The organism is Pseudolabrys taiwanensis (assembly GCF_003367395.1).
Taxonomy (GTDB): domain Bacteria; phylum Pseudomonadota; class Alphaproteobacteria; order Rhizobiales; family Xanthobacteraceae; genus Pseudolabrys; species Pseudolabrys taiwanensis.
On record NZ_CP031417.1, the window covers coordinates 1,482,991 to 1,508,805 of the forward strand.

Genomic DNA, 25,815 nt, shown 5'->3' on the forward strand with positions numbered 1-25,815 from the left:
GGCCAGGCGGCCGCTGCGCTTAGGCCTTCGTCAGCGACAGCGCGAGATCGAGCAGCGCGCCGCCGTTGAGCCCTTCCAGCATGCTGAAGTGATGGCCTGGCACGATCAGCGACTCCGGCGCACCCCACAGCGTCGCCATCTCCCGCGACTGGCGCTTGAACTCGTCGCTCTCCTCCGAGCCGACGGCGACGCCGATCTTGACGCCCTTCGGCGCCGGCAGACGCAGCGGCGACAAGTCGGCGACCAGTTCAGGGGTAAGCTTGAGGATGCCGCCCATCGGCAGGAACGTGAGCGGCTCGAGGTCGAACACCCCCGACAGCAGCAGCGCCGAACGCAATGTCGGCGCGGCGCCGCGCGTGGCGATCATGCCGGCAATATGGCCGCCGGCGGAGTGCCCGGCGATGTGCAGGCGGCTGGCGTCGATGCCGAGGCTGTCGGCCTGCTCGACGAGATAGGCCAGGAGGCGCGTGTTCTGCGCCACGATGTTGGCGAGCGCGTTTTCCGGCGCGAGGCCGTAATTGGCCATCACCACGGCGAAGCCCGCTTCCAACATCCCTTTGGCGAGATGCGCGTGCTGATTCTTATCGGAGGCCTGCCAATAGCCGCCATGCACGAAGACCCAGACCGGCGGCTTCTCGACGCCCGCGGGCAGGAAGATATCGAAGGCCTCATAACGGCCGGGCCCGTAGGTGAGATCGAGACCCGGAAAGCGGGCGCGGAAGCCCTCGCCTTCCGCGCTCCAGGCCTTGAACAGCACGTTCATGTCGGTCTGGAAACGCGGGCTGTATTCGCGCGCGAGCTGCATCGGCGCGTAGCCGCGATACACCGCATCGGTGCCCGGCGCGCTTGCCGGTTTCCTGGCTTGGAGCACCGCGCGCAAGCCTGCGACATCCTTGGCGCGCTTGAGCGTCACCGGCACCCGAAAGCCGGCGAAGACCTCGCGCTGCGCCAGCTCGATCTCGTGCCGTGACGGATGGAAGCGCAGCGGCGCGGCCGCCTCCCAGCGCATCGCGGTCATGTGCTGCGGTCCGCAGCCGGCGGCGCCGAGCGTCTTGGCCGCCTCGCTGAGCGCATCGCGCACGGCATTGATTGGATCGGCCGCGGTGGAGGCGCCGACCACCTCGATCACATTTTCAGAGCCCGACATAGCGATAGACCGTCTCCGCGTCGCGCGTCAGGGCGGCGCTGTCGCCGCTCCACACCGTGCGTCCCTTTTCGAGGATGTAGTGATAGTCCGCCACGCGCTTGAGCACATGCAGATTCTTGTCGATCAACAGAATCGATTGCCCGGCGGCCTTCAGCGCCTCGATGCAGCGCCAGATCTCGCCGCGGATCACCGGCGCCAGTCCCTCGGTCGCCTCATCCAGGATCAACAGCTTCGGATTGGTCATCAGCGCGCGGCCGATGGCCAGCATCTGCTGCTCGCCGCCGGACAGCGTCTGCGCCAATTGGCCGTGACGTTCCTGCAAGCGCGGGAACAACTGATAGATGCGTTCGAGCGTCCAGCCTTGCGCGTTGCGCGAACGGTTCGCCGCCGTCGCCACCAGGTTCTCACGCACCGTCAGCGTCGGAAACACGATGCGGCCTTCCGGCACGAGGCCGATGCCGCGCCGCGCGATCGCGTCCGGCGTCTCGCCGCAAATGTCGGCGCCGTCGAAACGGATGCCCTGCTTGTTCGGCAGCTGGCCCATGATCGAACGCACGGTCGTCGTCTTGCCCATGCCATTGCGGCCGAGCAGCGTGACGATCTTGCCCTGCGGCACCTCGAGGTTGACGTCGAACAACACCTGGCTCGTGCCGTACGCGGCCTCGACGTGGGAAAGCTGCAGCATCAGACGTCCCCCTCGCCGAGATAGGCCGTGCGCACGTCCTCGTTGTTCTTGATCGCCTCGACATCGCCTTGCGCGATGACCTTGCCGTAGACCAGCACCGAGACGCGGTCGGCCAAAGTGAACACGGCCTCCATGTCGTGCTCGACGATCAGCATGGTGATCTTGCCCTTGAGCGCGGCAAGCTGGCCGATCATCTGCTGGCTTTCCGCCGTGCCGAGGCCCGCCATCGGCTCGTCGAGCAACAGCAGACGCGGCTTGCCGGCGAGCGCGGCCGCAAGCTCGAGCTGCTTGCGCTCGCCCTGGGCGAGATCGCCGACGCGGGCCTGCGCGCGCGGCGCAAGGCCCACTTGATCGAGATACTGCGCGGCCTCGGTGCGGATGGCGCGGTTGCGCCGCGCATCGGCGAAGAAGCGGAAGCTGTGACCGTGCCGCGATTGCACCGCCAGCATGACAGTATCGAGCGCCGTGAAGTCCGGCAGCAACTGCGTGATCTGGAAGGTCCGGCCGAGCCCGCGGTGCACCCGCTTCCACACCGGCAGTTGACCGATCTCCTCGCCGGCGAGCTTGATGGAGCCGGAGTCATGCGGCAACGCACCGACAAGCTGGCTGATCAAGGTGGTCTTGCCAGCGCCGTTCGGGCCGATGAGCGCGTGCAGCTCGCCTTCCGGCAGCGTGAGATCGACCGAGTCGGTGGCCGTCAGGCCGCCGAACCGCTTGCTTAAACCTTGAACGTCGAGGAGCGGCGCGGTCATGGCTTGTCCGGCAGAAAGCGGCGGACGAGCGCGACGATGCCGCCATGCGAGAACAGCACGATGGCCAAGAGGATGATGCCGAGCGGGAGCTGCCAGTTCTCGGTATAGGCCGTCAGCACCGCTTCCAGGATCACCAGCGCCGCCGCGCCCAAGAGCGGCCCGAACAACGTGCCCGCGCCACCGAGAATGACCATCATCATCAGCTCGCCCGATTTGGTCCAATGCAGCATGTCGGGGCTGGCAAAGCGCAGATAGTTGGCCATGAGAGCACCGGCGAGCCCTGCCCCCATGCCGGCGATGACGAAGGCGACCAGCTTGTAGGGATAAGGCGCATAGCCCATCGCCGCCATGCGATTTTCGTTCTGCCGCATGCCGTTGAGCACGAAGCCGAAGCGCGACCGCACCAAACAATAGGTGACTCCCAGCCACAGCGCCGCGGCCGCAAGGCACAGATAATAGAACGTCGTCGGATCGCGGGTGTCGAGGAACGGCAGCACGTCGCGCCGGCGCATGATCAGGCCGTCGTCGCCGCCATAGGTGTCGAGCGATACGAACAGGAAGAACAGCATCTGCGCGAAGGCGAGCGTGATCATGATGAACTGCACGCCGCCGGTGCGCAGCGAGAAGGCCCCGATGATCGCCGCCACCAGCCCAGCCACGATCATCGCGGCCGGCAAGGTAACCAGCATCGCGTCGGTGCCCGGAACCAGGCCGAGGAACAGGCTATCGTCGGCCATGTGATAATAGAGAATGCCGACGGCATAGGCGCCGACGCCGAAGAACGCCGCGTGGCCGAAGCTGACCATGCCGCCGTAGCCCAAGATGAGATTCAGGCTGAGCGCGGCGATGCCGTAGATCAGCACCTGTGTCGCCAGACCGGTGAAGGATTCATAGCCGAACGATCGGACAGCGAAAGGCAACGCGACCAGCAGCGCCGCAACGATCGCCGCGAGCAGCCAGCGCCAGGCCATTGACGGCTTCGCCGCCGTGGATGCGTGGAGAGCCTCGCTGGTCATGACTGCTTCACGAACAGGCCCTTGGGCCTCAGCAAGAGAACGATCGCCATCAACAGATAGACGCCCATGGAAGAGAGCCCCGCCCCAAGCGCATCGGCGCCGGAGCCGGTCATGACCTGACGCAGCAGCCCCGGCAGGAAGGCGCGCAGCAAGGTATCAATCAAGCCCGCCAGCAAGGCGCCGTAGAAAGCGCCGCGCACGGAGCCGACGCCGCCAATGACCACGACCACGAAGGCGAGGATGAGGATCTGCTCACCCATGCCGACCTGCACAGCGATGATCGGGCCCGCCATCGCGCCGGCAAGGCCCGCCAGCAGCGCGCCGAGCCCGAACACGACCGTATAGAGCAGCCGGATATCGACGCCGAGCGCCCGCACCATCTCGCGGCTGGTGGCGCCGGCGCGCACCAGCATGCCGATGCGCGTGCGGTTGATGAGCAAGGCAAGTCCGATGGCGACCAGCAGTCCGACGCCGATCACCACCAGGCGGTAGACGGGATAGACGAGCCCGGGCAGCAGCGTCACCGAATGCGACAGCGCCGGCGGCATCGCCACGAACAGCGGCTGTCGGCCGAACAGCATTGTGGCCGTCTGATTGATGATGAGGATGAGCGCGAAAGTCGCGAGCACCTGATCGAGATGATCGCGCGCATAAAGGCGTCGGATCACCAGCGCCTCGATGACGACGCCGGCCACCGCCGCACCGGCAAGACCCGCGAGCAGCGCCAAGAGCGCCGAGCCGGTCTTGGCGGCGACGATCGCAGCAGCATAGGCGCCGACCATATAGAGCGAACCATGGGTGAGATTGATCACACCCATGATGCCGAAGATGAGCGTCAGGCCGGCCGACATCAGAAACAGCGCGATGCCGAATTGGATGCCGTTGAGGATCTGCTCCAGAACAAGCATGTCTTATCGATCCGATTGAAGCCGGCCTGACCTTAAGCGATCAGAGCTTGCAGTCTTTGGCGAAAGAGTCGCCGTAGGCCGACATGATCTTGCGCTTGGTGTTGAGGTGCGGCGCACCGTCCGCGCCCTTCTCCACTTTCAGCGCGTACCAGTCCTGAACGGGATGCTGGTTGGGGCCGAACTTGAAGTTGCCGCGCACCGACTTGAAGTCCGCTTTCAGCATCGCCTTGCGGAAAGCGTCCGTATCGTCGACCTTGCCGCCGGTCTCCTTCAACGCCGCGCCGATGGCGAGCGCCGTGTCGTAGCCCTGGGCCGCATAGTAGGTCGGCGGACGGTTGTACTCCTTGGTCCATGCCGCCATGAACTCTTTGTTGGCGGCATTGTCAAAGTCGGCGTTCCAGTGCGCGGTCACGTTCAGGCCGAGCGCGGCGTCCCCGACCGCCTTCAGGGTCACGGCATCGAGCGATGGCTCGGCGACCACCATCGGAATCTCGGTGTTCAGGTTGGCCTGCTGATACTGACGCAGGAAGGCGATGCCGAGGCCGCCCGGCTGGAACTGGAACACCATCTCGGGCTTGGCGGCGCGGATCTGCGCGAGTTCGGCGGAGAAATCCGTCTGGTCGAGCTTAGTGTAGATCTCGCCGACGATCTTGCCCTTGAAGAAGCGCTTGAAGCCGGCGAGCGCGTCCTTACCGGCCTGATAGTTCGGCGCGAGGATGAAGGCCGTCTTGAAGCCGAGCTCGGTCGCGTTCTGGCCGGCGCTTTCGTGCAGGCTGTCGTTCTGCCAGGAGATCACATAGTAGTTCTTGTTGCAGCCCTTGCCGGAGAAGGTCGAGGGCGCCGCGTTGGGGCTCACGTAGATGCCGCCGGCGTCCAGCACGTCCGGCACGACGGCGCCGGACACGTTCGAGAACACGATGCCCGTGAACAACTTGATCTTGTCGTTCTTGAGCATCTTGTCGGCGATCTGCTTGCCCTGCCCCGGCTTGAGGCCGTCGTCTTCCACCACGACTTCGACCGGAACGCCGCCGAGCTTGCCGCCCTGCATCTTGATCGCGAGATTGAAGGCGTCGCGGATATCCTGGCCGAGATAGCCGCCCGGGCCCGACAGCGTGGTGATGAAGCCGACCTTGAGCGGCGTTTGCGCCAAGGCCCCCGCCCCGGCGGCCAAAGTCATCGCAGCGGCGCACGCTAGTGAAGCAACTCGCATCGATAGTCCCCTCTGATGATAGTCTTACCCGGCACCTGTCATTCCATGCGCAAGGCCTACGTCAAAGCGGCACGTACGTATAGCCCGCGCTGGCCCGCTCGAAGCGGCCGAATACCGGCGTTGGAAAATGATACGGTGCAACGATTGTGCCACGGGCCACACAATCGTCGAGCAGACGGCGGCGCGTGGCATTGGCCATCGCCGGGTCCTGACAGAAATTCGATGTTGTCTCCGGATCGCTCAATTGCAGCGGGTGGTGAACGGCGTCCGCCAGGAACAATACTTCCGTGTCCTCCGCCTTAAGTCGTACGACCGCCATGCCCGGCGAATGCCCATGCGCCGGCTCGAGCGAGATGCCCGGCGCGATCTCGCTCGGCGTTGCCACCGTCTCCAACCGACCGCGTTCGACCAGCGGCGCGACGCTGTCGGCATAAGCGCCGTGCAACGTCTCGACGCCCTGGGTCTCGTAAAGCTTGCCCCAATGCGCCAGTTCGCCTTCCGGAGTCACGTAACGCGCCCGTGGAAAGGCCGGCACCCAGGCGCCGTCTTTGAGCACCGTGTTCCAGCCGACGTGGTCTGCGTGCAGATGCGTGTTGATGACGATGTCGAAGCGCTCCGGCGTAAACGACATCGCCGCCAACGCATCGAGAAATTTGCTCGTCCGCTTATGCCAACGCGGGCGATCGGGACGATCCTTGTCATTGCCGATGCCGGCATCGACCAGCACCAACGCGTCCGGCGTCTCGACGACGTAGGAGTTGAAGCTGAGCAGCAGGCCCTCTTCCGCCACGTCGATCATGCCGGCGGGCGTATTGGCCGCCGCCCGCACCAGGGCATCACCTGTCATCGCCCGGAACATTGCGGTCGCCGGCCACTTCACACGGTCCATGTCGGCGATGCGATGAATGCGGTACGGCCCGATGTGCAGGCTGTGCACATCGAAGCCGAGGACGTCGCGCTGGGACTGTTCGATCACAGCGCGATTCGCATTGCTGGCCGCGCTCACAGTTTGCACTGCGCCGCGAAGGGATCGACGTAATTGCTCATGATCTTGCCCGTCGTCTTGAGCGTGAGCGCGCCGGAGGCATCCTTCTCGACCTTCATGGCGTACCAGTCCTGCACCGGGTGCTGATTGGCGCCGAACTTGAAGCTGCCGCGCGTCGCGTGGAAATCCGCCTTCAGCATCGCCGTGCGGAAAGCGGCCGCGTCGTCGATCTTGCCGCCGGTCTGCTTGAGCGCGGCATCGATCGCCAGCGCGGTGTCGTAGCCCTGGGCGGCATACATCGTCGGCACACGGCCATAGGCCTTCGTGAACGCGGCAACGAACTCTTTGTTGGTGGCGTTGTCGAGATCGGCGTTCCAGTGCCCCGAGACATTGAGGCCGAGCGCGGCATCGCCCACCGCCTTCAGGATCGCGTGGTCCATCGACGGCTCGGCCAGCACCATCGGAATGGTGCTGAGAAGACCGGCCTGCTGATACTGCCGCAGGAAGCTGATGCCCAGCCCGCCCGGGTGGAATTGAAACACGACATCCGGCTTGGCCGCGCGAATTTGCGCCATCTCGGCGGCGTAGTCGGTCTGGTCGAGCCGCGTATAGACCTCGCCGACAATCTCACCTTTGAAGAAGCGTTTGAAGCCCGCGATCGCATCCTTGCCGGCGGCATAGTTCGGCGCCAGCACGAAAGCGCGCTTGTAACCGAGTTCCGTCGCGTTACGGCCGGCGCTGCCCTGCATCGTGTCGGTCAGCCACGACATCACGAAGTAATTGCGGTTGCATTCCTTGCCGGCGAATTCGGACGGACCCGCGTTCGGGCTGATGACGATCGCCCCGGCATCGAGCGCATCCGGCACCACCGCGCTGGCCACGTTCGAAAAGATGAGGCCGGTGATGAGCTTGATCTTCTCGTTCTTGAGCATGCGCTCGGCGATCTGCTTGCCCTGCCCGGGCTTGAGGCCGTCGTCCTCGACCAGCACGTCGACCGGCGCGCCGCCCAACTTGCCGTCCTGCTTCTTGACCAAAAGATTGAAGCCGTCGCGCACGTCCTGCCCGAGATATCCCGCCGGTCCCGACAAAGTGGTGATGAAACCGATCTTGACCGGCGATTGGGCCGCGGCGGGAAACGCCGAAGCCAAGCTCCCGAGCACGAGAGCAGAGAAAACGAAAGCACGCGACGACAGCATCAACACATTCCCTTATTTGGCTTCTGGCGCGGCCCTTCCAGCGTGAGGGCCGCGCGGTTGCGATGTAACAAACGAGTGGCGGTTACGGCAGCGTCACCCAGCCTGCCGGTGGCTCCTTGCCAGGATGCAAGGTGCCGCAGTGCGGACAGGTGCGCGCCTTCTCGTCGGCGTAGAAGGCGCTGTACACCTTCGGCAGATCCGCGACGATGTCGCCGAGGTCGACTTCCGTGCGATGCACCAGCCCCTGACAGTTGAAGCAGTACCATTCGAAGCCGTCGAGCAACCCATCCGGGCGATGCGGTTCGACCACCAGCCCGACGGAGCCTTCCATCGGACGCTGCGGCGAATGGCGCACATGCGGCGGCAACATGAAGATATCGCCCTCGCGGATCGGCACGTCGTAGTGCTCGCCGTTGTCGACGACCTTCAGCACCATGTTGCCGCGCAACTGGTAGAAGAACTCCTCGACCGGATCGTCGTGGAAATCGGTGCGCCGGTTCGGGCCGCCGACCACGGTGACCATCAGATCGGCATCCTTCCAGACCTGCTGGTTGCCGACCGGCGGTTTAAGCAGATGCTGATGCTCGTCGATCCATTTGTTGAAATTGAAAGCCTGCAGACGCCCGAGTTTCATGTTTCTCTCCTGCCGGTAGTGTTCATATTTGAATGCCGATGCGTCTCGAGGGCGCGCCAGATTGTCTCGCTCGTAAGCGGAATGTCGAGATGGGTCACGCCGAAAGGCGACAAGGCGTCGACCGCGGCGTTCATGATCGCCGCCGGTGGCCCGATACAACCCGCCTCGCCGACACCCTTGGCGCCGAGAGCATTCGCCGGCGAAACCGCCGGCAGCTTGTCTATGACAAGCGGCGGAATGTCGCCCGCACGCGGAATGCCGTAGTCCATCAACGAGGCGGTCAGCAACTGCCCTTCTTCGTCGTAGACGATGCGCTCGCTCATCACCGCACCAATGCCTTGCGCGAAACCGCCACGCAACTGGCCCTCGACCAGCATGGGATTGATCACAACCCCGGCGTCGTCGATCCAAGTCACCTGTTCGACGGTCAGTTCGCCCGTGTCGGCGTCGACCGAAACGGCGGCGACGCAACAACCGCTGCTCCAGGCCTCGCCAGCCGCCTCGTAGACTTCGGTCGTTGTCAGCGCCAAGCCTTCGGCCAGGTCAATGCCTTTGGCGATCGCATGGCGCGCAATGTCCGTCCACGATGCATGACGCCCGTCACCAGCACGCACGACAACGCCGTCCGCGACGGCTTCGAGCGGTGCGTCCGCACACGCGAGCAAGTCGCGTGCGATGCCGAACGCCTTGTCGAGAAATGCTTGCGTCGCGCGCAATACGGCGCTGCCGCCGATCGGCGTGCCGCGGCTCGCCAGCGCGCCGATGCCGGCCGGCGTCGTGCGCGTATCGCCATGCAACACACGCACGGAGTCGAACGGCGTCTTGAGCACGTCGCAAACGATTTGCGCATAGGCCGTCTCGCGCCCCTGCCCCTGCGCGCTGCTGCCTGTGGCGAGGACGATCGTGCCGTCTGTCGCAAGACCGATCCGGGCGCTTTCCCAGCCTTGCCCGCACGGCTCGACATAGAGGGCCGTCCCGACGCCGACGATCTCGCCGCGCTTGCGGCGACGCGTCCGCTCGCGGCAAAGCTCGGCATAAGACGATTGCTTTTCCGCCTTGGCGAGCAAGGCCGGATAGTCGCCGGAGTCAAGAACCTGGCCCGTCGGCGTCGTGTAGGGAAAGGCAGCCGGCGCAATGAGATTGCGCCGGCGCAACTCGAGCGGATCGACGCCGAGCACTGCGGCGGCGCGATCCATCAACCGCTCCATCACCATGCAGGCTTCCGGCCGGCCGGCGCCGCGATAGATGCCGATGGCGGCCGTGCTCGCGAGATAGCCGGTGAGTTCGATATCGACATTGTCGACGCGATAAGGCCCGGGGAGAATGCGCGCCGCGTTCCGGCCCGGCACCACACTGCTGTAGGGCATCCAATGCCCGAGCGGAAACGACAGCTGCGCGCGGAGCGCCAGGACGCGGCCGTCGTTCGCAAGTGCAAGCGCCGCCTCGGTACGACCGCCGCGGCCATGCGTGGCGGCCAGGAAATCGTCGCCGCGGCTGGCGGCCCACTTCACCGGCTTGCGTAACGCGCGCGCGGCCCAAGCGACCACAGCGTCTTCGGGGTAGAGCGAAGCCTTGCCGCCGAAGGCGCCGCCGACGTCGGGCGCGATGACGCGGATCTGCTCCTGCGGCATGCCCAGCACGTCGGCGAGATCGATGCGGGCGCGATGGGGCGCCTGCGTCGGCAGCCACACCGTCAGACCGTCATCGTCCCAGACGGCGAGCGCGCCGCGCGGCTCGAGCGCCATCGGTGCAAGCCGCGGATAGTCGATATCGACCCGGACAACGTGCGCCGCCTCGGCAAAGGCTTGCGCGCTCGCGCCGGACGACCATGTTTCGGTGAAAGCGGCATTCTCGGGCGAACGGCCGCGCAGGACAGAACTCTCGACAACGATATCGACGGTGGCTGCTGCGTCACGTGCAGCCTCTGCCGAGGTGGCAACGATCGCAACGACCGGCTGCCCGACGGCCTCGACGGCATCCCCGGCCAGCAGCGTGAACGGCGCCAGTTTGAGGCCGTCGACCAGCCCGTTGACCGCCGCACGTCCGGCGCCTGCCAAATCGGCGGCCGTCAATACCGCAACCACGCCCGGATGCGCCCGCGCCGCGGCAATATCGATGTGGGTGATCTGCCCGCGTGCATAGGGGCTGCGAAAGAACTCCAGATGCAAACAGTCGGGCGGCGTTAGATCGCCGATAAACCGGCCCCGGCCGGTAACAAGCGCAGCATCCTCCACCCGGCGCACGTCGCGGCCGATCCATGCCGGATCGGCTGCGGTGCCGCGGTCTGGGGCCTTCGCCTGAAACGGAGCATTCATGGGCGCTGAATCGGGATCGAATTTCATTCAGCTGCCGATTACGGGACTAATTTGTCTATATGACAATGTCGTTTATTCGTATCTATTGATATGCAATACTTATAAGTAAGAGCCGCCTCGTGAACATCACCATCCGCCAAATCGAAGCTTTTCTGAAAGTCGCCGAATGCGGCAGCTTCACGCGCGCCGCGGAGCGGTTGCATGTGGCGCAACCGGCGCTGTCGCAGCATGTGCGCGATCTCGAGAGCGAGCTCGGCATCCGCCTGTTCGACCGCACCACCCGCCGCGTCGAACTGACCGAAGGCGGCCGCGAGTTTCGCAACACCGCCGCCAAGATCGTCGAAGACCTGGAGCTGGCCGCGCGCCATGCGCATGAACTCGCCACCCGCAAGCGCGGCAAGGTGACGATCGCGACGCCGCCTCTGCTCGCGGGCGCGATCCTGCCCTGGGCAATTGCCGACTTCCGAGCCGAGTTCCCCGGCATCCAAATCACGGTCGTGGAAGCGGGCGCCGACGAGATTGTCGCGCAGGTCCGCTCCGGCACCGTCGATTGCGGCTTCGGCACCTTTCGTGCCGGTGAGGATGGCATCGTCTCGACGCCGGTGACGAGCGATAGTCTGGCGCTGTTCTGCCCGCTCTCTCATCCTTTGGCGAAGAAGAAGCGCATCAACTGGAGCGAGTTGGAGAACCAGCCGTTGGTGACGCTCACCCGCGACAGCGGCATTCGCCTGCTGGTGGAGCTCGGCTGCGAAACCGCGCAGATCGGCATGACGATCACGCATGAGGTGTCGCACGTGACGACCGCGCTGGCGATGGTCGAAGCGGGATTGGGCATCGCCGTGCTGCCGACGTATGCGCGCGTGGCGATGCGCCAGGGCGCGATCGCCGCCGTGCCAATGGCAAACCCGACCATCACGCGCGACATCGTGCTGATTACGCCGGCCGGGCGCTCGGTCTCCCCCGCCCTGTCGAGTTTCGCGCGCGCGCTGACGAAGCGGACGATCGCGACCTTCCCGCCCAAGCCGAAGCGCGCCTAACGAAACAACTGCAGCACCGTCTGGTCGCCCTGGGTCGACAGCGACAACGCCGTGAGTGCCAGGCCCTGCCGCGTCTGCAACGCGAGCAGATTAGCCCCCTCCTCGTTGGTGTCGGCGAGCACGAGGCCGTCAGCAGCGCCTTGCAGCGTGTTGATCATATTGTTGGTGAAGGTTTGCCGTATCTGCAGTGTGCCGAGATTGGCGCCGAGACTCGCCGCCTGCTGACGTAAAGTCGCGAGCGCGGCATCGAGGCCCGGCATGAGGCCGTCGATCACGCCATTCGATTGAAAGTCGTTGCCGGACGCCGCTGTCAGATTGAGTCCGCCCGCGCTCACGCCAAAACCCGACACCGTCAGCGTACTGCTGCCGCTTTCGTTGAAGGTTGTGACAAGGCTATCACCGTTGAGGAGATTGATGCCGCCGAACGACGCGTCGCCCGCCATCTGATCGATCTGCTGCAGCAGCGCATTATATTGTTCCTGGGCTGCGGCCCGGATCGGATCCGGCGTCGGCGCATTCACCGTGCCGTAGTCCGTGCCGGCGGCCGGCAGGCCGAGCACGGCCAGTGCGCTGCCGCTGGTCGTCAGCGAATTGGCATGGGCGACGGTGCCTGGCACGCCAATGCTCAGACCTGTTCCGTTCAACGATGCCGAGACGCCGACGCCGCCGAGCGCGCTCTGCAATTCGGCAAGCGTCGAGATCTGGCCGGCGCCGGTGCCGAAGGCCACCGTCTTGGCGCCGCCGCCATTGGCCTGCACCGTCATGCTCGTGCCGGACAAACCGCCGACCGCCTGCAACAGGTTGGTCGAAGTGCCGCTCAAGCCATCGATGCCGACCGCTGTCGCCGCCGCCGATGAGAGCACCTGAAAGCTGGTGTCGCTGCTGGTCGCGGTGAGCTTGACGAATGTGCCGCTGGCATCGAGCGAGGCGCGCACCGCGCCATTCAATCCCGCGGTGCTGTTGATGGCGTTGATGATCGTATTGGTACCGACGTTGCCGGCCGGCGCGGCCACCGTATAGGTCGTGGCGCCGACCTGGATCTTCAGCCCGCTGATATTCGCCTGAAACGCACCGGACACGTCGACATTGCCCGTGACGCTGCCGACCGTCTCGCCGCTGATGTCGGTCGAGCCGGTCTGTGCGATCGCGTCGTAGCTCGTCTGCGCCAGCGGCGCCTGCCGCGCCTGGAGGGCCAGCGACTTCGCCGCCTGCACGAGCTTGACGATGCCGCCGATGCCGGTGCTGGCCGCCTTCAGCGTCTCCAGCGACTGGCTCACGCGGTCGACCAGTGCGCTCAGGTCGCCGGCGCGGGCATCCAGCGCCCTCGCGGTGAAGTAACTCGACGGCTTGTCGAGCGCGCTGTTGACCTTCTTGCCGGTCGCCAGACGGTTCTGCACGGTCGTCGTGTCGGCCGCCGCATTCTGCAGCGACAGCAATATCCCTCGCACGCCCCGCGACAACACAAGGTCCGACATACAGCCCCCCACCGGCTTTTAGCGGAAGCTGCTCAATGAGCGGTAAAGGGATGGAACTCGTCTCTCGATGATCGCCGCTCCCCGGGCAAGAAGCCGCCTTCACCGCTCCATCACCCTTCGGAACCGGCGAACCGCACCATCGGAATAGCAGGCATACGCGCCGCAAGGGATTCTTAACGTAGAAGTTACATTTACCGTCGGCCGCCAGGGCTATGGTCGCGTTGTACTCCCCAAGGCACGGAGGGAGCGGACGATCATGGTCATCAAAGGCTGGAATATCGGTGAGATGCTGCGGCGTGACGCGAGCTATTTCGCGCAGGCGGCGGTCGCCGTTGTGTTCGTATGCTTCGCCGTCGTGGTTTTGGCCGCCGCCGTCGTCGACCTGCTGGCGCTCCGCTACTGACGCGCGCCGTCACGTCACGCGTGTCCGGTCAGCCTGCCAGCCGCTGCGGCACCCGCGACGCTTCGTTGTTCAACTCGACAAGCTGCTCCAACAGTTCCACCAGCCGGTCCCGGTCGGCCGGCTTCAGTGGCTCGAGGATGCGATCCTGCGCGCGTAGCACGGCCGCCTCCGCCCGCTTCACCAGCGCAGTACCGGACGCCGACAGCTTGAGGACCTTGATGCGTTTGTCCTCGGGCGAGGCATAGCGCGTCACCAGCTTGCGCGCCTCCAGCCGCTCCAGCACATTGCCAAGCGTCGAGCGATCGAAGGCGATGGTCGCCGAAAGCCGGGTAGCGTCGGTGCCCGGATTCTCGCGGATGGCAACCAGAGCCGCGTACTGCACCGGCGTAAGGTCGAAAGCGGCGCATTCTTCCATGAAGATCGCCACCGCAATCTGCTGCGCCCGCCGGATGAGATGCCCCGGCTTTGAATGCAAATCCTTTAATCGCATCAATCGGCTCCGCCAGCCGGCGCTCCCGCCTGCAATGCCCGGTTGGTACCGGACATTGCCGCGAAAAGCAAAAGCGGTCGGATAGGCCCTAGTGGAAGACTTCGAAGAAACCGAGCTTGCGCTGCATCGGCGCATCGTCGACCTGGAACAGGAAGGCCGGCTTCTGCGTCGAGCGATTGGCGATGCGGATCTTGGCGTGCGTCGGCACAGCCAAGGTGTCGCTGGCATCGGCGCTCAAGCTGACGCCATCCACCTCGGCGTCCACCGCGCCCTCGACCACATGCAGCACCGCCGAGGCCGACCGGCGTGCCGGCGCCGCGGCCTCGCCCGGCCGCAACATGATCGCCGAGAAGCCCAGCACCGGCAGACACTCGGCTCCGGTCTCGGGATTAACATAAGCAAGATGCACCATCTCCGAGGCCTCGGTGACGGCTGCCATTGCCAGCAGCGCCTCGCGCACGTCCCGCCACGGATAGCGCAGCAGAGGATAGTTGGCGCGCGGCCCACTCAAGGCGCGGTAGGGCACAAGGCCGGCGCGCCGATAATGCGTCTGCGAACTGTCCGGCTGGTTGCGCACGGTCTGCGGCGGCCCTTCGAGCGCATAAGACGCTTCCTGCGCGAACACCGTCGGCAGATCGAGCGCATCGAGCCAGATCACCGGGCCCGTGCCCTCGTGGCGATGTTCGTGCCACAGCAACGACGGCGTCAGGATCAGGTCGCCGCGCTCCATCGGCAGCTTCTCGCCGTCGACGATGGTGTAGCCGCCCTCGCCTTCGACGACGAAACGCACCGCGCTCGGCGTGTGCCGGTGATTGGGCGCGGTCTCGCGCGGCAGGATGAGTTGCAGACCGATATAGATCGAGGGCGTCGCCTGCATGTTCTCAAGACCGAGGCCAGGGTTGGCGAGCACCAGCACCCGACGCTCGGCCTTTTCGATCGGCGTCAGCTCACCGGCTTCGATGAGGCGCGGCCGCACGTCGGCATAGTGCCAGACGACCGGCTGCGTGCGGCGGAACGGCGCGCCGTGCGGCAATGCCTTGCGCAGGCTCGGCCACAACGGCACCAGGTTCTTCGCCGCGAGCCCTTCGACATAGGACGCGGGCAATTCGCTCAACGTACCGAGCGCGCTCATTGGGCTTCCTCCACCGGCTTGTTCGTTGGGCTTAGGCTGCGGCACGCTGCTGGCCGGCACCGGTCAGGCCGTTGCCGCCATAGATCCAGGCCACGCTCGAATAGAACTGCTCCGGCGTCTTGGTCTTGAGCCAGGCGTTGCGCACGAGCCGCTCGACGCCGTCGGCGTGATAGATGCGGCCGAGTTCGCGCGACGAAAGCACGACGCGATAAGCGCGCGGAATGCGCTCCTCCTGATAGGCCTGGAAGGCGGCCGCGACATCGCCGCCGGTCTTCTCGACCTTGTCGGCAAGGCACACCGCGTCTTCCATCGCCATGCAGGCGCCTTGCGCGAAGTATTGATAGGTCGGATGCGCGGCGTCGCCGAGCAGCGCGATGCGCCCGTCGACCCAGTTCGGGATCGGATCGCGATCGCCCAGCACCCAGCGTCGCCATTCGGTCGGCACTTCCAAGAGCTTGCGCGCCTTCGGCACTATGTGGGCGAAGCGGCTGAGCACCTCCTCGCGCGTGCCCGGCTCGTTGCTGCCGACGTTCGCCTGGTCGGTGACGAAGGTCGCCACCAGATTGAAGCTGCGCCAGCCCTGCAGCGGATAATGCACCATGTGGCACTTGGGACCCGCCCACAATGTCGCCGCGTTCCAGCGCAGATCCTCCGGCATCTGCTCGATCGGCAACACGGCGCGATAGGCGACGTGGCCGGAGACGCGCAGCGGATCGTTCGCACCGGCCGTCACGTGCTCGCGCACCTTGGACCGCACCCCGTCGGCGCCGATGACGGCATCGGCCTCGTAGGTGTTGCCGGCCGCGGTCACCACCTTGGCGCCGGACGCCGTGTTCTCGCAGGCGATCACCCGCTCCTTGTTGACCAAGGTGATCAGTTCGTGCGCGCGGCAGGCGTCGAGAAAGGCGCCGTGCAGATCGGCGCGATGGATCACGGCATAAGGATTGCCGCAATATTTGCGGAAGGCATCGCCCAACGGCCCGTAGAACACCTGCTCGCCGGTCATGCCATCCATCATGATCAGCGCGTCGACATAGACCGCCCGTGCGCGGCCGACATCGCCGATGCCGAGATAGTCCATGGCGTGAAACGCGTTGGGTCCGATCTGGATACCGGCACCGATCTCGCCGAACTTCTCGGCCTGTTCGAGCACGGTGACACGGCAGCCCTTGCGCGCCAGGCCGAGCGCCGCGGCCAACCCGCCAATACCGCCGCCGGCAACAACGACGGACGACTTCGCACCTTGACGATGGGGCATGGCCTCTCCTCCGCTTCCGGCCGCGCCTTGATCAGCGCGACTCCAGTTTGACAGCATACGTTCAATTATCGAAGCATTTCGACCGTATACTGTCAATCTAATTGGACGGCCCCGCCGATACGGAATACTACGTAGTGCAACGCAGCGAGGGCCAGGATCGGCGCGGCGGAGCGTTCAGCGCGGCGGATAGATGTGCGAGCGGCCGTTGAAATCTTCGACCACGGCATCGCCTTCGCCGCTCGACGTCAGATAGACCGGCCCGACCGGCGACTTGCCGTGGCCGCCCGGAATATCGAGCACATAGGTCGGCTGGCAGAGCCCCGAGAAGCGGCCGTGCAGGTCGCGCATCAGCTGCTGCCCCGTTGCGATATCCGTGCGCAGATGGCTGGTGCCGGGGGCGAGATCGCCGTGATGCAGGTAATAAGGCTTCACCCGGCATTCGACGAGCGCGCGCATGAGAGCGCCCAAAGTCTCCGGCGTGTCGTTGACGCCCTTCAGCAGCACCGTCTGCGACAACAGCGGCATGCCGGCATCGGCCATGCGGGCAAGCCCCTCGCGCACCGCGTCGCTCAGTTCGCGCGCATGATTGACGTGCACGGCAACGTAGGTCGCCTTGCCGCTCGCCTTCATCGCGCGCACCAGATCGGGCGTGATGCGTGCGGGATCGGCGACCGGCACGCGCGTGTGGATGCGCGCGACCTTCACATGATCGATGGCCGCCAACGCGGTCATCACCGCGCGCAAGCGCCGCGGCGACAGCACCAGCGGATCGCCGCCGGTGAGGATCACCTCCCAGATATTGGCATCGCTGCGGATGTAATCGAGCGCGCGCGCCAGCGCTTCCGGTGCCAAGGCGTTCGGCTTGTTCGGGCCGACCATCTCGCGGCGGAAGCAGAAGCGGCAATAGACCGCGCAGACATGGGTGAGCTTCAGCAGCACGCGATCGGGATAGCGATGCACGATGCCCTCGACCGGCGCATGCGCATCGTCGCCGATCGGATCGGCGAGTTCCTCCGGCCTGTGGTCGAGTTCGGCGGCGTCGGGCACGAACTGCCGCGCGATCGGATCGTGCGGGTCGGCATGGTCGATCAGTGCTTCCAGCGCGGGCGTCACCGCAACGGCATAGCGCGCGGCGACCGCTTCGAGCGCCGGCAACTGCGCGGGCGAAGCCAGCCCATGCTCGCAGAGCTGCGTCGGATTGCGCAACGTCTGCACTTTTGCGTCCATCATCGTCTCTCCTTCCCGCCGTCACAGATCGACGACGGGCGTCCATATCACCTGATCGATGCGGCTCGCGCCCGTCGCCAGCATCACCAGCCGGTCAAAACCCAACGCGATTCCGGCGGCCTGCGGCATCTGCGCCAGGGCGGCCAGAAAGTCCTCGTCCACCGGATAGCGCTCGCCATAGAGGCGCTGCTTCTCGGCCATGGCCTCGGCAAAGCGCGTGCGCTGTTCGGCGACATCGGTCAGTTCGCCGAAGGCGTTGCCGAGTTCGACACCGCAGGCATAGATCTCGAAACGCTCGGCGACCTTGTCGCCGCCGGGCTTGGCGCGTGCCAGCGCCGCCTGCGGCAGCGGATATTCGTACAATATGGTGGCGCGACCCATGCCGAGATGCGGGTCGACCTTCTCGACAATGACGCGGCTGAAGATGTCGCCCCAGGTGTCGTCGTCGGCGATCTGAATGCCGGCGGCCACCGTCGCCGCCGCCAGCGCATCGCGGTCGCCCTGCGCGCCGGTAATGGTCGCGAGGAGATCGACACCGGCGTAGCGGTCGAAGGCTTCCGCCACGGTGATGCGTTCCGGCGCGGCGAAGGGATCGGCGGTCTTGCCGCGATAGGTGAGCTGCGTGGCGCCGGCCGCGCGCGCCGCCTCCGCCAGCAGCGCGGCGCAATCGTCCATCAGCGTCTCGTAGCTCTCGTTGGCGCGGTACCATTCGAGCATCGTGAATTCGGGATGATGCAGCGCCGTGCGCTCGCGGTTACGGAACACGCGGGCAAAATCGAAGATGCGGGTCTCGCCGGCGGCCAATAGCTTTTTGCAGGCGAACTCCGGCGAGGTACGCAAGTAGAGCGTCTCATGCTCCCCGCCCGGCCCGACCAGGTCCGTAGCGAAGGCATGCAGGTGCGTCTCGTTACCGGGCGAGACCTGCAGGGTCGCCGTTTCGACCTCGATGAAGCCGGAACCGGCGAACCAGCCGCGCAGCGCGGCCGCGATCCGGCCACGGGCCGCGAGGTACGGTCTGCGGGCGGCATGCGGCCCGGGCAGCCAGAATGGGATGGATTCGCGCAATTCGACCTCGGAAACGGCCTTTACCTCAACAAAATCAGCCCGGCGGAAAGGCTGGTAATGGGCGAGAAGATCGCTATGGTGCGCCCCGAAAATCGTCCCAGATCAAGGATTCTCGTCGTGAAGGTTATCGCCAGCCAAATCCGCAAGGGCAACATCGTCGACCTCGACGGCAAGCTCTATGTGGTCCTCAATGCGGAAAGCTTCCACCCCGGCAAGGGCACGCCGACCACGCAGATCGATATGCGCCGCATTTCGGACGGCGTGAAGACCCAGCAGCGCTACAAGACGACCGACCAGGTCGAGCGCGCCCACGTGGAAGACCACGAGTTCTCCTATCTCTACCAGGACGGCGACGGCTTCCACTTCATGAACCAGGAGAACTATGAGCAACTCCAGGTTCCCGCCGACGTCGTCGGCGACTACGCGCCCTATCTTCAGGAAGGCATGATCGTCAGCCTCGCCATCCACGAAGGCATCGCGGTGTCGATGGAGATCCCGCAGAAGGTGACCCTCGAAATCACCGACACCGAGCCGGTGGTGAAGGGCCAGACCGCGTCGGGCTCGTTCAAGCCGGCGATGCTGTCGAACGGCGTCCGCACCATGGTGCCGACGCACATCGTCACCGGCACCCGCGTCGTGGTGAACACGGCCGACGGCTCCTATGTCGAGCGCGCCAAGGACTGAGCCCCGCTCCGTTCACCTAGATCGCGCGCGATGGCCGGGCCCTGCCCGGCCATTTCATTTTGACGCGGCGGCTGCCCCGTGCACCTGCGAAACATCGCGCAGACGATCGACGAACGCGGCATGCAGCGCGGTCGGCAGCCAGTCGCGCCGCGTTGTCAGCCCCACCATGCGGCGCACATGGGGCACCGGCACATCCAAGATCTTGAGCTGCGTCGAACGATCCTCGCCGAAGACATAGCCGCGCGGCAGAAGGCTCAGCCGGTCGCTGACCGCCAGCATTGACGTCACCGCGCCCAGCGAATCGGTCTCGATCTGGACACGGCCCGAGAGCCGCCATTTATCGATGAGATCGTCGAGCACCGCGCGGCGCGGCAGCGACGCGGTCGGGAATATCCAGTCATAGGCGCGCAGATCGGCGCGTCGCGGCCGCTTCACGCGCGCGAGTGGATGATGACGGCGGCACACCACGCAATAAGGATCCTCGAACAGCGGCTCTTCCTGCAGGTCGCCGAACGGCGGCGGCGCACGCAGCGCACCGACGATCACGTCGATGCTGCCATTGCGCAGTTCATGGACGAGTTCCTGATAGCTCGCTTCGCGCAGCGTCAAACGCGCCTTCTGATGGCTCTCCAGAACCTTCTCCGTCGCTGACGACAACAGGCGTTTCGGCGCGAGAACCAGAATGCCGATGGTCATGGTCGTCGCGGCGGCACCGCGCTGCGACGCGAGTTCATCCAAGCCCGCTTTGATCTCGATACCGGCCACGGCGAAGCGGCGCGCCAGTTCCGCGCCGGCAGGCGATAGCCCAATGCCACCGGCCTGCATCCGGTAGAGCGAGACGCCGAGCAGCCGCTCGAGCGCACGCGCGGCGCGATGCAATGTCGGCTCGGCGATCCTCAGGGCCTGCGCGGCGCGGCGAAAATTGCCGGCCTTCGCGATGGCGAGCAGCGTATGGATGTGACCGTCGCTGACCTTGCGCGTCAGCCGCGCCACGTCGTCACGATCGGCACCGGCGCCTAGCGCATGGGCCACGGCGGCATTCAGTTGTGCAAAGAAACGCCCGGCACGGCGCCCGAACAGCGCGCCCTCGGCGGTGAGAAAACTGCCGCCGGCGGCGCGCTTGAACAGCGTCACGCGCAGGTCGCGCTCCAACGCGCGGATCGCACGGGTGATTGCCGGCTGCGTGAGATGCAGGCGGTTCGCCGCGCCGCTCATGGCGCCGGCAACGCGCACGCCTTCGAACGCACGCAGGCGGCTGAGGCGCGGCAGGCGGTATTCGGACGGCTGTTTCATCGCAGCGGCTTAGCAAAAAGTTATGACCGCGGCCACGATTGGAATTGGCCGCGCGTGGCGCGCAGGCGCTTAATGGCGGGCGACAAAAAGAAACCGGAGGTACGCCTTGGCCGTGGCCGACATCGTCGACATCCACACGCACGTCATCTCATCCGACACCGCGCGCTATCCATTGGCGCCGCTCGGCGGCAAGCAATCGGACTGGTCGCGCACGCGGCCGACCAGCGCCGAGGCGCTGATCGCGGCCATGGACGCCGCCGGCGTGGCGCAGTCGGCGGTCGTGCACGCCTCGACCGCTTATGGCTACGACAACTCATACCTCGCGGACTCCGTCGCCAAGTATCCGGACCGTTTCACCGGCGTGTTCTCGATCGACCTGTTCGCGCCCGATGCCGCCGCAAAGTTCGATCATTGGACGCAGGCCGGCCTGACCGGCATGCGCCTGTTCACCACCGGCAGCACGAGCCCCGGCCAGGCCGGCTGGCTCGCCGATCCCAAGACCTTCCCGATCTGGGAGCGCGCCGAAGCGATCAACCTGCCCGTCTGCATCCAGATGCGCCCCGAAGGCGCGGCGCAGCTGCAGCAGTTGCTGGAGCGCTTCCGCACGGTGCCGATCGTGCTCGACCATCTCGGCCGTGTGAACCTGTCGGACGGGGCGCCCTACGCCGGCGCGCAATGGCTGTTCGACCTCGCCCGCTATCCCAACCTCTTCCTCAAGCTGACAACGAGGACGGTGGAGGAAGCGAGCGCCGGTGCTTCGACGCCCGAGGCTTTCTTCCCGAAGATCGTCGCGGCGTTCGGCGCCGACCGCATCGCTTACGGCTCGAACTTCCCGGCCCATGCCGGCACCATGTCGCATCTGCTCGATGAGACCAAACAGGCCCTCGCCTGCCTGACCGAAAGCGACCGCGCCGCCATCTTCGGCAAGACCGCGCGCCGTCTCTATCCGGCGCTGAACCGCGAGGGAGCCGCGGCATGACAGCCCTGACGACGGTGATCGGCGCCAAGGCCTGGCGCGAGCGCCTGCCTGCGGCGGCCGCCGCCATTTCCGGCCTCGATCTCAATTTCGCTGAGGTCTCTCCGATCCACCGCGCCTTCGCGCCGATGGCGCGCGAGCAGAAGTTCGACGTCAGCGAGATGGCGATCGTCACGGCGTTGCAAGCGCTCGCCTATGACAAACCGCTGCTGTTGTTGCCCGTGACCGTCGCCGCGCGCTTCCAGCAGCGCTGTCTGATCGCGCGGCGGCAAAGCCCTGCCCTCGGCGTCGCCGATTTGCCGGGACGCCGGATCGGCGTTCGCGCCTATACGCAGACGACCGGCGTCTGGCTGCGCGGCATCCTGCAAAACGACTATGGCGTCGCGCCCGACGCGGTGCGCTGGGTGACGCAGGAGGGCGCGCATGTGGCCGAGTATCGCAACCCGGCCTGGGTCGAGCCCGCACCGGCCGGCAGCAAGCTCGTCGATCTCCTGCGCGCCGGCGATATCGATGCCGCCATCCTCGGCAACGATCTGCCGGACGATCCCGACCTCGTGCCGGTGATCCCCGATCCCGAGAACGCCGCCAAGGACTGGTACGCGAAACACAGCGTCATCCCGATCAATCATATGATCGTGGTGCGCAAGGACGCCGCGCGCGCCAACCCGCAAGCGATCAAGGACCTGTGGCGCGCGATCGTGCAGGCGGAGCCACCGGCAAAATCAACGCCGCGCATGACCGCCATCGGCATCGAAGCCAACCGCCGCGGTCTCGAGACGGTGCTGCATTATTGCGAACAACAGAAGCTGCTGCCGCGGCCGTTGACGGTCGATGAGATATTCGCCGAAACGGTCGCCCTGTTGGGCGATGCCATGCGCATCTGACGACGTCCAAGAAGCCGACAAACGAAGCCGTCGCAATCGGCCATAGTGAATGGAGGAATCATGCTGTCATTGCACACATCGACGCGTTCGCGATCGAAGTTCGCGCGACCGACGCTCGCGCGACTTGCGGGCGCCGCGCTCGTTCTGAGTCTGTCGCTCGGCGCATTTGCGTCGCGGCCCGTCGCGGCCGAGACCTATCCATCGAAGCCGGTCCGCATCATCGTTCCTTACGGCCCCGGCGGCATCGCCGACGTGACCATGCGCATGGTCGCGGACAATCTGAGCAAGAAGTTCGGCCAGCAGTTCTTCATCGAAAACCGTCCGGGGGCGGCTGGCGTGCTCGGCATGCAGGCGACCGAACAAGCGCCCGCCGACGGTTACACGATGACCATGATCGGCGGCGGCCTCACCATCGCCAAGGCGTTGTTCAAGAAGCTGCCCTATGACCTCGAGAACGACTTCACGCCGATCTCGACCACGGCCTCGTACGGCCTGGTGATCGTCACCAAGGCCGACTCGAAGTTCAAAACCATCCAGGACCTGATCGCCGCCGCGAAGGCAAAGCCCGGCACCATCAACTTCGGCACCATCAACGCCGGCAGCGCGCAGAACCTATCGGCGGTCTTGTTCCAGCTTCTCGCCGGCATCGATGTCGCCGTGATCCCGTACAAGACGACGCCGGATCTCGCGAACGCGGTCCTCCGGGGCGATGTCGATGTCGCATTCGAATACTTCGTCGGCTTCCAATCGCCGATCCAGAACAATCAGGTCACGGTCCTCGCGACGACCGGCAAGGAGCGTGCGGCCAATCTGCCCAACATACCGACTGTCGCCGAGAGCGGTGTGCCCGATTACGAGGTGACCAGTTGGAACGGCCTTGCCGTGCGCAAAGGCACGCCGGACGAGATCGTGCGTACGCTCAATCGCGCGGTCGACGAGGCACTCAAGTCGCCCCAGGTGCAGAAGTTCTCCAGCGAGGCCGGCATGGACGCGCGCAGCATGTCGCCCGAGGCATTGCACGAACGCATCGTCAGCGACGTCGCCAAGTGGGCGCGCGTGATCAAACAGGCCGGTATCGCCCAGCGCTAGCGGCCGGTCACGCGACGGCCGGCATTGCCCGTCCTTGCGCACAGCCTCGGGCCCCCTCCCTTGTATCCGAGGGGCCGAGCAATCTAAGTTCCGGGGCCAAGCACTTCACGGCCCCGGGGGAGCGGGCAAAACGAGGGACCCGCTTTGACACGCGCCATCGTCCTCATTCTGGCGCTGCTGACCGCTGCCGCCGCGGCGGCGGACGAGATGACGGTACCGCGCCTGGCGGTCGCCGAGCCCGATTGGCAGATGGCCGCCGCCAATGCGCCTGACGGGCTGGACGCGCTCAATGCCGCGGCCGCGACACGCTTCACCGGCATCGACAAGAGCAGTGTCCCGGTCCTGCTGCCGTTCGACAAGGAAACCCTCGCCGGCTTTCGGCCGACCGGCTTCTTCCAATCCGGCCCCGCCGGGTACGACGCCGTCTTCTCGCTGCGCACCGCCGACACCGCCGATCTTTCCGACATCCGCTATCGCGACCCCGTCTATGTGCTGATGTCGGGTCTGCGCTTCACCTACGATCTCGACGGCCCGGCGCTGCCCGAAGGCCAGCCGGTCAAGGAACTCGACGCGCTGTTCCCCGGCATCACGCGCACCCTTCACGAATTCTATGTGCGCTACAGCTTCTCACGCTTCGGCGTGACTTACGTCGCGGCGATCTACTGCCGCGACATCCGCCCGCGGCCGCGGATCCTCTCTTGTAAGCAGGCCGACCGCGTCGCCGAGCGCTTCCTGCGCGCGCTCAAGCTGGCCGGCGGCAATCCCGCGGCCGCCGGACCGGCCGTCGAGCCGCCACCGATCGTCAGGCCGGATCAAATATCATCCGACTTCACTTACTTCAGCCCCGGCTCGCTCATCCCGGGATCCGGCCGCCGCCCGGACGTACCGGGCCGCACCGACTACACGGTCTATGCGCGCCTGCGCTTTCCGATAAAGGAGCCGCCCGCCTTCGCGAACTCGCAGTCGTTCAACAACTGGGGCGATTGCGACTTCACCGGCCGCTCGCCGCGCCGGCTCGGCCGCAAGGGCATGAGCTATTCATGCAAGGTGAACGGCCTGCCTTTGGTGTTCGATGAATCGGCCGGCCGCAACTACTCCTATCCATGGCGCGACAATTTCTGCGAACACCGCAATTTCGACGTTGGTCAATGCCCCGCGGGCCAGGGCCATCAGGGCCAGGACATTCGCCCGAGCAATTGCGCGCAGATCAACCAGGGCGCCGACCGCTGCGAGCCCTATCGGCACGACGTCGTGGCCGCGCATGACGGCATGCTGCTGCGCGCGCCCAAGCAGGAAGCGGTGTTCCTGTTCATCAACACGGCCGACACGCATATGCGCGTGCGCTACATGCATATGAGCCCCAAACGCCTCGACGCCGACGGCGTGCTCAGCGGCCGCACGGTGAAGGCCGGCGAACGCATCGGCCTCGTCGCGAATTACAATGAGTACGAACGCGGCACGACCAATCACCTGCATTTCGACATGCAAGTGCCGACCAGGATCGGCTGGGTCTTCGTCAATCCCTACATGACTTTGGTTGCCGCGTACGAGCGGCTCATCGGCGCACGCGGCACCGAGATCAAGACCGGCGATCCGGAGCCGCCCGTCGCCACGGTGGCGCCCGTGATCCTGCAGCCGGGCATCGTGCGCGTGCCGACCGCGGAACAGGGAAATGCGATGGCCGACGGCGCGAAGGATGCGCTCGTGCCTGCAAAATTGCCTGAGCCGAAGCCTGCACAGATCGGCGCCAAAGAGCGTGCGGAGTCGCAGCCGCATCGTGCGACCTCCAGCAAAGAGAAAAAACCGCGCAAGCGTCGCATTCGGCGCCGCCGCAAGCGCTCGCACACGGCGGACGAATAGTCCGATCACTGCTTTGTGCTGATGCGTGATCGATGGCGACCTAGCCGTTGTGCGCGCCCCTCTCCATGTCAAATCGCAACGAGCGGTGGTCCCA

The 25,815-nt window shown here is 65.6% G+C and carries 24 protein-coding genes; 7 read left to right on the forward strand and 17 right to left on the reverse strand.

Features of this window, described 5'->3' with window-relative positions; all coding sequences use genetic code 11:
- Nucleotides 1-19: 19 nt before the first annotated feature.
- The 10 genes from DW352_RS07095 to DW352_RS07140 all read right to left on the reverse strand — a co-directional run bounded on the left by DW352_RS07095 (nt 20) and on the right by DW352_RS07140 (nt 10,848).
- On the reverse strand, nt 20-1,147 hold the full coding sequence (locus tag DW352_RS07095; RefSeq protein ID WP_115689820.1) for an alpha/beta hydrolase: 1,128 nt from the start codon (nt 1,145-1,147) through the stop codon (nt 20-22).
- Complete coding sequence (locus tag DW352_RS07100) at nt 1,134-1,832, reverse strand: ABC transporter ATP-binding protein (RefSeq protein ID WP_115689822.1); 699 nt, start codon at nt 1,830-1,832, stop codon at nt 1,134-1,136. The genes DW352_RS07095 and DW352_RS07100 overlap by 14 nt, the downstream gene beginning before the upstream one ends.
- Complete coding sequence (locus DW352_RS07105; RefSeq protein ID WP_115689824.1) at nt 1,832-2,584, reverse strand: ABC transporter ATP-binding protein; 753 nt, start codon at nt 2,582-2,584, stop codon at nt 1,832-1,834. The genes DW352_RS07100 and DW352_RS07105 overlap by 1 nt, the downstream gene beginning before the upstream one ends.
- Complete coding sequence (locus DW352_RS07110; RefSeq protein ID WP_115689826.1) at nt 2,581-3,555, reverse strand: branched-chain amino acid ABC transporter permease; 975 nt, start codon at nt 3,553-3,555, stop codon at nt 2,581-2,583. The genes DW352_RS07105 and DW352_RS07110 overlap by 4 nt, the downstream gene beginning before the upstream one ends.
- Before the next feature lie 41 nt (nt 3,556-3,596).
- Nucleotides 3,597-4,508: a branched-chain amino acid ABC transporter permease gene (locus DW352_RS07115; protein ID WP_115689828.1), complete on the reverse strand. Its 912-nt coding sequence runs from the start codon at nt 4,506-4,508 to the stop codon at nt 3,597-3,599.
- A gap of 40 nt (nt 4,509-4,548) precedes the next feature.
- A complete protein-coding gene (locus DW352_RS07120) occupies nt 4,549-5,718 on the reverse strand; it encodes an ABC transporter substrate-binding protein (protein WP_115689830.1) in 1,170 nt (389 codons plus the stop codon).
- Nucleotides 5,719-5,779: 61 nt separating this feature from the next.
- Entirely contained in the window at nt 5,780-6,694 is a 915-nt protein-coding gene (locus DW352_RS07125) for an MBL fold metallo-hydrolase (RefSeq protein ID WP_162826830.1), read from the reverse strand.
- 26 nt (nt 6,695-6,720) lie between these two features.
- On the reverse strand, nt 6,721-7,899 hold the full coding sequence (locus tag DW352_RS07130) for an ABC transporter substrate-binding protein (protein WP_115689834.1): 1,179 nt from the start codon (nt 7,897-7,899) through the stop codon (nt 6,721-6,723).
- An 82-nt stretch (nt 7,900-7,981) separates the two neighbouring features.
- Entirely contained in the window at nt 7,982-8,533 is a 552-nt protein-coding gene (locus DW352_RS07135; protein WP_115689836.1) for a 3-hydroxyanthranilate 3,4-dioxygenase, read from the reverse strand.
- Nucleotides 8,530-10,848 carry a xanthine dehydrogenase family protein molybdopterin-binding subunit gene (locus DW352_RS07140; protein ID WP_115694277.1) on the reverse strand — a complete coding sequence of 773 codons (2,319 nt, stop codon included), beginning with the start codon at nt 10,846-10,848 and terminating at the stop codon, nt 8,530-8,532. The genes DW352_RS07135 and DW352_RS07140 overlap by 4 nt, the downstream gene beginning before the upstream one ends.
- Before the next feature lie 119 nt (nt 10,849-10,967).
- Here DW352_RS07140 and DW352_RS07145 point away from each other — a divergent pair, with 119 nt between their 5' ends.
- Entirely contained in the window at nt 10,968-11,885 is a 918-nt protein-coding gene (locus tag DW352_RS07145) for a LysR family transcriptional regulator (protein WP_115689838.1), read from the forward strand.
- On the opposite strand, the gene DW352_RS07150 is transcribed toward DW352_RS07145, so the two are convergent.
- Nucleotides 11,882-13,360 (reverse strand): flagellin N-terminal helical domain-containing protein, encoded by a 1,479-nt coding sequence (locus tag DW352_RS07150; RefSeq protein ID WP_115689840.1) that lies wholly within the window; start codon nt 13,358-13,360, stop codon nt 11,882-11,884. The two genes, DW352_RS07145 and DW352_RS07150, sit on opposite strands and share 4 nt — an antisense overlap.
- A 256-nt stretch (nt 13,361-13,616) precedes the next feature.
- Here DW352_RS07150 and DW352_RS26725 point away from each other — a divergent pair, with 256 nt between their 5' ends.
- Complete coding sequence (locus tag DW352_RS26725) at nt 13,617-13,763, forward strand: hypothetical protein (protein WP_162826831.1); 147 nt, start codon at nt 13,617-13,619, stop codon at nt 13,761-13,763.
- A 28-nt stretch (nt 13,764-13,791) separates the two neighbouring features.
- Here the strand turns inward: DW352_RS26725 and DW352_RS07155 are convergent, their stop codons facing one another.
- The 5 genes from DW352_RS07155 to epmA all read right to left on the reverse strand — a co-directional run bounded on the left by DW352_RS07155 (nt 13,792) and on the right by epmA (nt 18,935).
- Nucleotides 13,792-14,253 carry a MarR family winged helix-turn-helix transcriptional regulator gene (locus DW352_RS07155; protein WP_115689842.1) on the reverse strand — a complete coding sequence of 154 codons (462 nt, stop codon included), beginning with the start codon at nt 14,251-14,253 and terminating at the stop codon, nt 13,792-13,794.
- Nucleotides 14,254-14,341: 88 nt separating this feature from the next.
- Nucleotides 14,342-15,385 carry a cupin domain-containing protein gene (locus DW352_RS07160; protein WP_115689844.1) on the reverse strand — a complete coding sequence of 348 codons (1,044 nt, stop codon included), beginning with the start codon at nt 15,383-15,385 and terminating at the stop codon, nt 14,342-14,344.
- Between the two features lie 31 nt (nt 15,386-15,416).
- Entirely contained in the window at nt 15,417-16,643 is a 1,227-nt protein-coding gene (locus DW352_RS07165) for a 3-hydroxybenzoate 6-monooxygenase (RefSeq protein WP_115689846.1), read from the reverse strand.
- 174 nt (nt 16,644-16,817) lie between these two features.
- Nucleotides 16,818-17,870, reverse strand: coding sequence for a lysine-2,3-aminomutase-like protein (locus tag DW352_RS07170; RefSeq protein ID WP_115694278.1), 1,053 nt, complete (start codon nt 17,868-17,870; stop codon nt 16,818-16,820).
- Between the two features lie 21 nt (nt 17,871-17,891).
- Nucleotides 17,892-18,935, reverse strand: a complete 1,044-nt coding sequence (gene epmA / locus DW352_RS07175) for an EF-P lysine aminoacylase EpmA (RefSeq protein ID WP_115689848.1) — start codon at nt 18,933-18,935, stop codon at nt 17,892-17,894.
- A gap of 75 nt (nt 18,936-19,010) precedes the next feature.
- Between epmA and efp the strand changes: the two genes are divergently transcribed.
- Nucleotides 19,011-19,619: an elongation factor P gene (gene efp, locus DW352_RS07180; protein ID WP_115694279.1), complete on the forward strand. Its 609-nt coding sequence runs from the start codon at nt 19,011-19,013 to the stop codon at nt 19,617-19,619.
- A gap of 54 nt (nt 19,620-19,673) precedes the next feature.
- Here the strand turns inward: efp and DW352_RS07185 are convergent, their stop codons facing one another.
- A complete protein-coding gene (locus DW352_RS07185) occupies nt 19,674-20,912 on the reverse strand; it encodes a LysR family transcriptional regulator (protein ID WP_115689850.1) in 1,239 nt (412 codons plus the stop codon).
- Nucleotides 20,913-21,024: 112 nt separating this feature from the next.
- Between DW352_RS07185 and DW352_RS07190 the strand changes: the two genes are divergently transcribed.
- The 4 genes from DW352_RS07190 to DW352_RS07205 all read left to right on the forward strand — a co-directional run bounded on the left by DW352_RS07190 (nt 21,025) and on the right by DW352_RS07205 (nt 25,721).
- Nucleotides 21,025-21,891, forward strand: a complete 867-nt coding sequence (locus tag DW352_RS07190; protein WP_115694280.1) for an amidohydrolase family protein — start codon at nt 21,025-21,027, stop codon at nt 21,889-21,891.
- Nucleotides 21,888-22,772 carry a substrate-binding domain-containing protein gene (locus DW352_RS07195; RefSeq protein WP_115689852.1) on the forward strand — a complete coding sequence of 295 codons (885 nt, stop codon included), beginning with the start codon at nt 21,888-21,890 and terminating at the stop codon, nt 22,770-22,772. Before DW352_RS07190 ends, DW352_RS07195 begins: the two co-directional genes overlap by 4 nt.
- A 60-nt stretch (nt 22,773-22,832) precedes the next feature.
- Complete coding sequence (locus DW352_RS07200) at nt 22,833-23,861, forward strand: Bug family tripartite tricarboxylate transporter substrate binding protein (RefSeq protein WP_115689854.1); 1,029 nt, start codon at nt 22,833-22,835, stop codon at nt 23,859-23,861.
- A 144-nt stretch (nt 23,862-24,005) separates the two neighbouring features.
- Complete coding sequence (locus tag DW352_RS07205) at nt 24,006-25,721, forward strand: M23 family metallopeptidase (RefSeq protein WP_115689856.1); 1,716 nt, start codon at nt 24,006-24,008, stop codon at nt 25,719-25,721.
- Nucleotides 25,722-25,815: the final 94 nt, after the last annotated feature.

Bases quoted from the DNA above. Each gene is read 5' to 3' on its own strand.
- DW352_RS07095 (WP_115689820.1), bottom strand. From the start codon at position 1,147: ATGTCGGGCTCTGAAAATGTGATCGAGGTGGTCGGCGCCTCCACCGCG.
- DW352_RS07135 (WP_115689836.1), bottom strand. From the start codon at position 8,533: ATGAAACTCGGGCGTCTGCAGGCTTTCAATTTCAACAAATGGATCGAC.
- DW352_RS07100 (WP_115689822.1), bottom strand. From the start codon at position 1,832: ATGCTGCAGCTTTCCCACGTCGAGGCCGCGTACGGCACGAGCCAGGTG.
- efp (WP_115694279.1), top strand. From the start codon at position 19,011: ATGGTGCGCCCCGAAAATCGTCCCAGATCAAGGATTCTCGTCGTGAAG.
- DW352_RS07110 (WP_115689826.1), bottom strand. From the start codon at position 3,555: ATGGCCTGGCGCTGGCTGCTCGCGGCGATCGTTGCGGCGCTGCTGGTC.
- DW352_RS07150 (WP_115689840.1), bottom strand. From the start codon at position 13,360: ATGTCGGACCTTGTGTTGTCGCGGGGCGTGCGAGGGATATTGCTGTCG.
- DW352_RS26725 (WP_162826831.1), top strand. From the start codon at position 13,617: ATGGTCATCAAAGGCTGGAATATCGGTGAGATGCTGCGGCGTGACGCG.
- DW352_RS07200 (WP_115689854.1), top strand. From the start codon at position 22,833: ATGCTGTCATTGCACACATCGACGCGTTCGCGATCGAAGTTCGCGCGA.
- DW352_RS07170 (WP_115694278.1), bottom strand. From the start codon at position 17,870: ATGGACGCAAAAGTGCAGACGTTGCGCAATCCGACGCAGCTCTGCGAG.
- DW352_RS07165 (WP_115689846.1), bottom strand. From the start codon at position 16,643: ATGCCCCATCGTCAAGGTGCGAAGTCGTCCGTCGTTGTTGCCGGCGGC.
- DW352_RS07105 (WP_115689824.1), bottom strand. From the start codon at position 2,584: ATGACCGCGCCGCTCCTCGACGTTCAAGGTTTAAGCAAGCGGTTCGGC.
- DW352_RS07115 (WP_115689828.1), bottom strand. From the start codon at position 4,508: ATGCTTGTTCTGGAGCAGATCCTCAACGGCATCCAATTCGGCATCGCG.
- DW352_RS07185 (WP_115689850.1), bottom strand. From the start codon at position 20,912: ATGAAACAGCCGTCCGAATACCGCCTGCCGCGCCTCAGCCGCCTGCGT.
- DW352_RS07120 (WP_115689830.1), bottom strand. From the start codon at position 5,718: ATGCGAGTTGCTTCACTAGCGTGCGCCGCTGCGATGACTTTGGCCGCC.
- DW352_RS07130 (WP_115689834.1), bottom strand. From the start codon at position 7,899: ATGCTGTCGTCGCGTGCTTTCGTTTTCTCTGCTCTCGTGCTCGGGAGC.
- DW352_RS07195 (WP_115689852.1), top strand. From the start codon at position 21,888: ATGACAGCCCTGACGACGGTGATCGGCGCCAAGGCCTGGCGCGAGCGC.
- DW352_RS07160 (WP_115689844.1), bottom strand. From the start codon at position 15,385: ATGAGCGCGCTCGGTACGTTGAGCGAATTGCCCGCGTCCTATGTCGAA.
- DW352_RS07140 (WP_115694277.1), bottom strand. From the start codon at position 10,848: ATGAATGCTCCGTTTCAGGCGAAGGCCCCAGACCGCGGCACCGCAGCC.
- DW352_RS07155 (WP_115689842.1), bottom strand. From the start codon at position 14,253: ATGCGATTAAAGGATTTGCATTCAAAGCCGGGGCATCTCATCCGGCGG.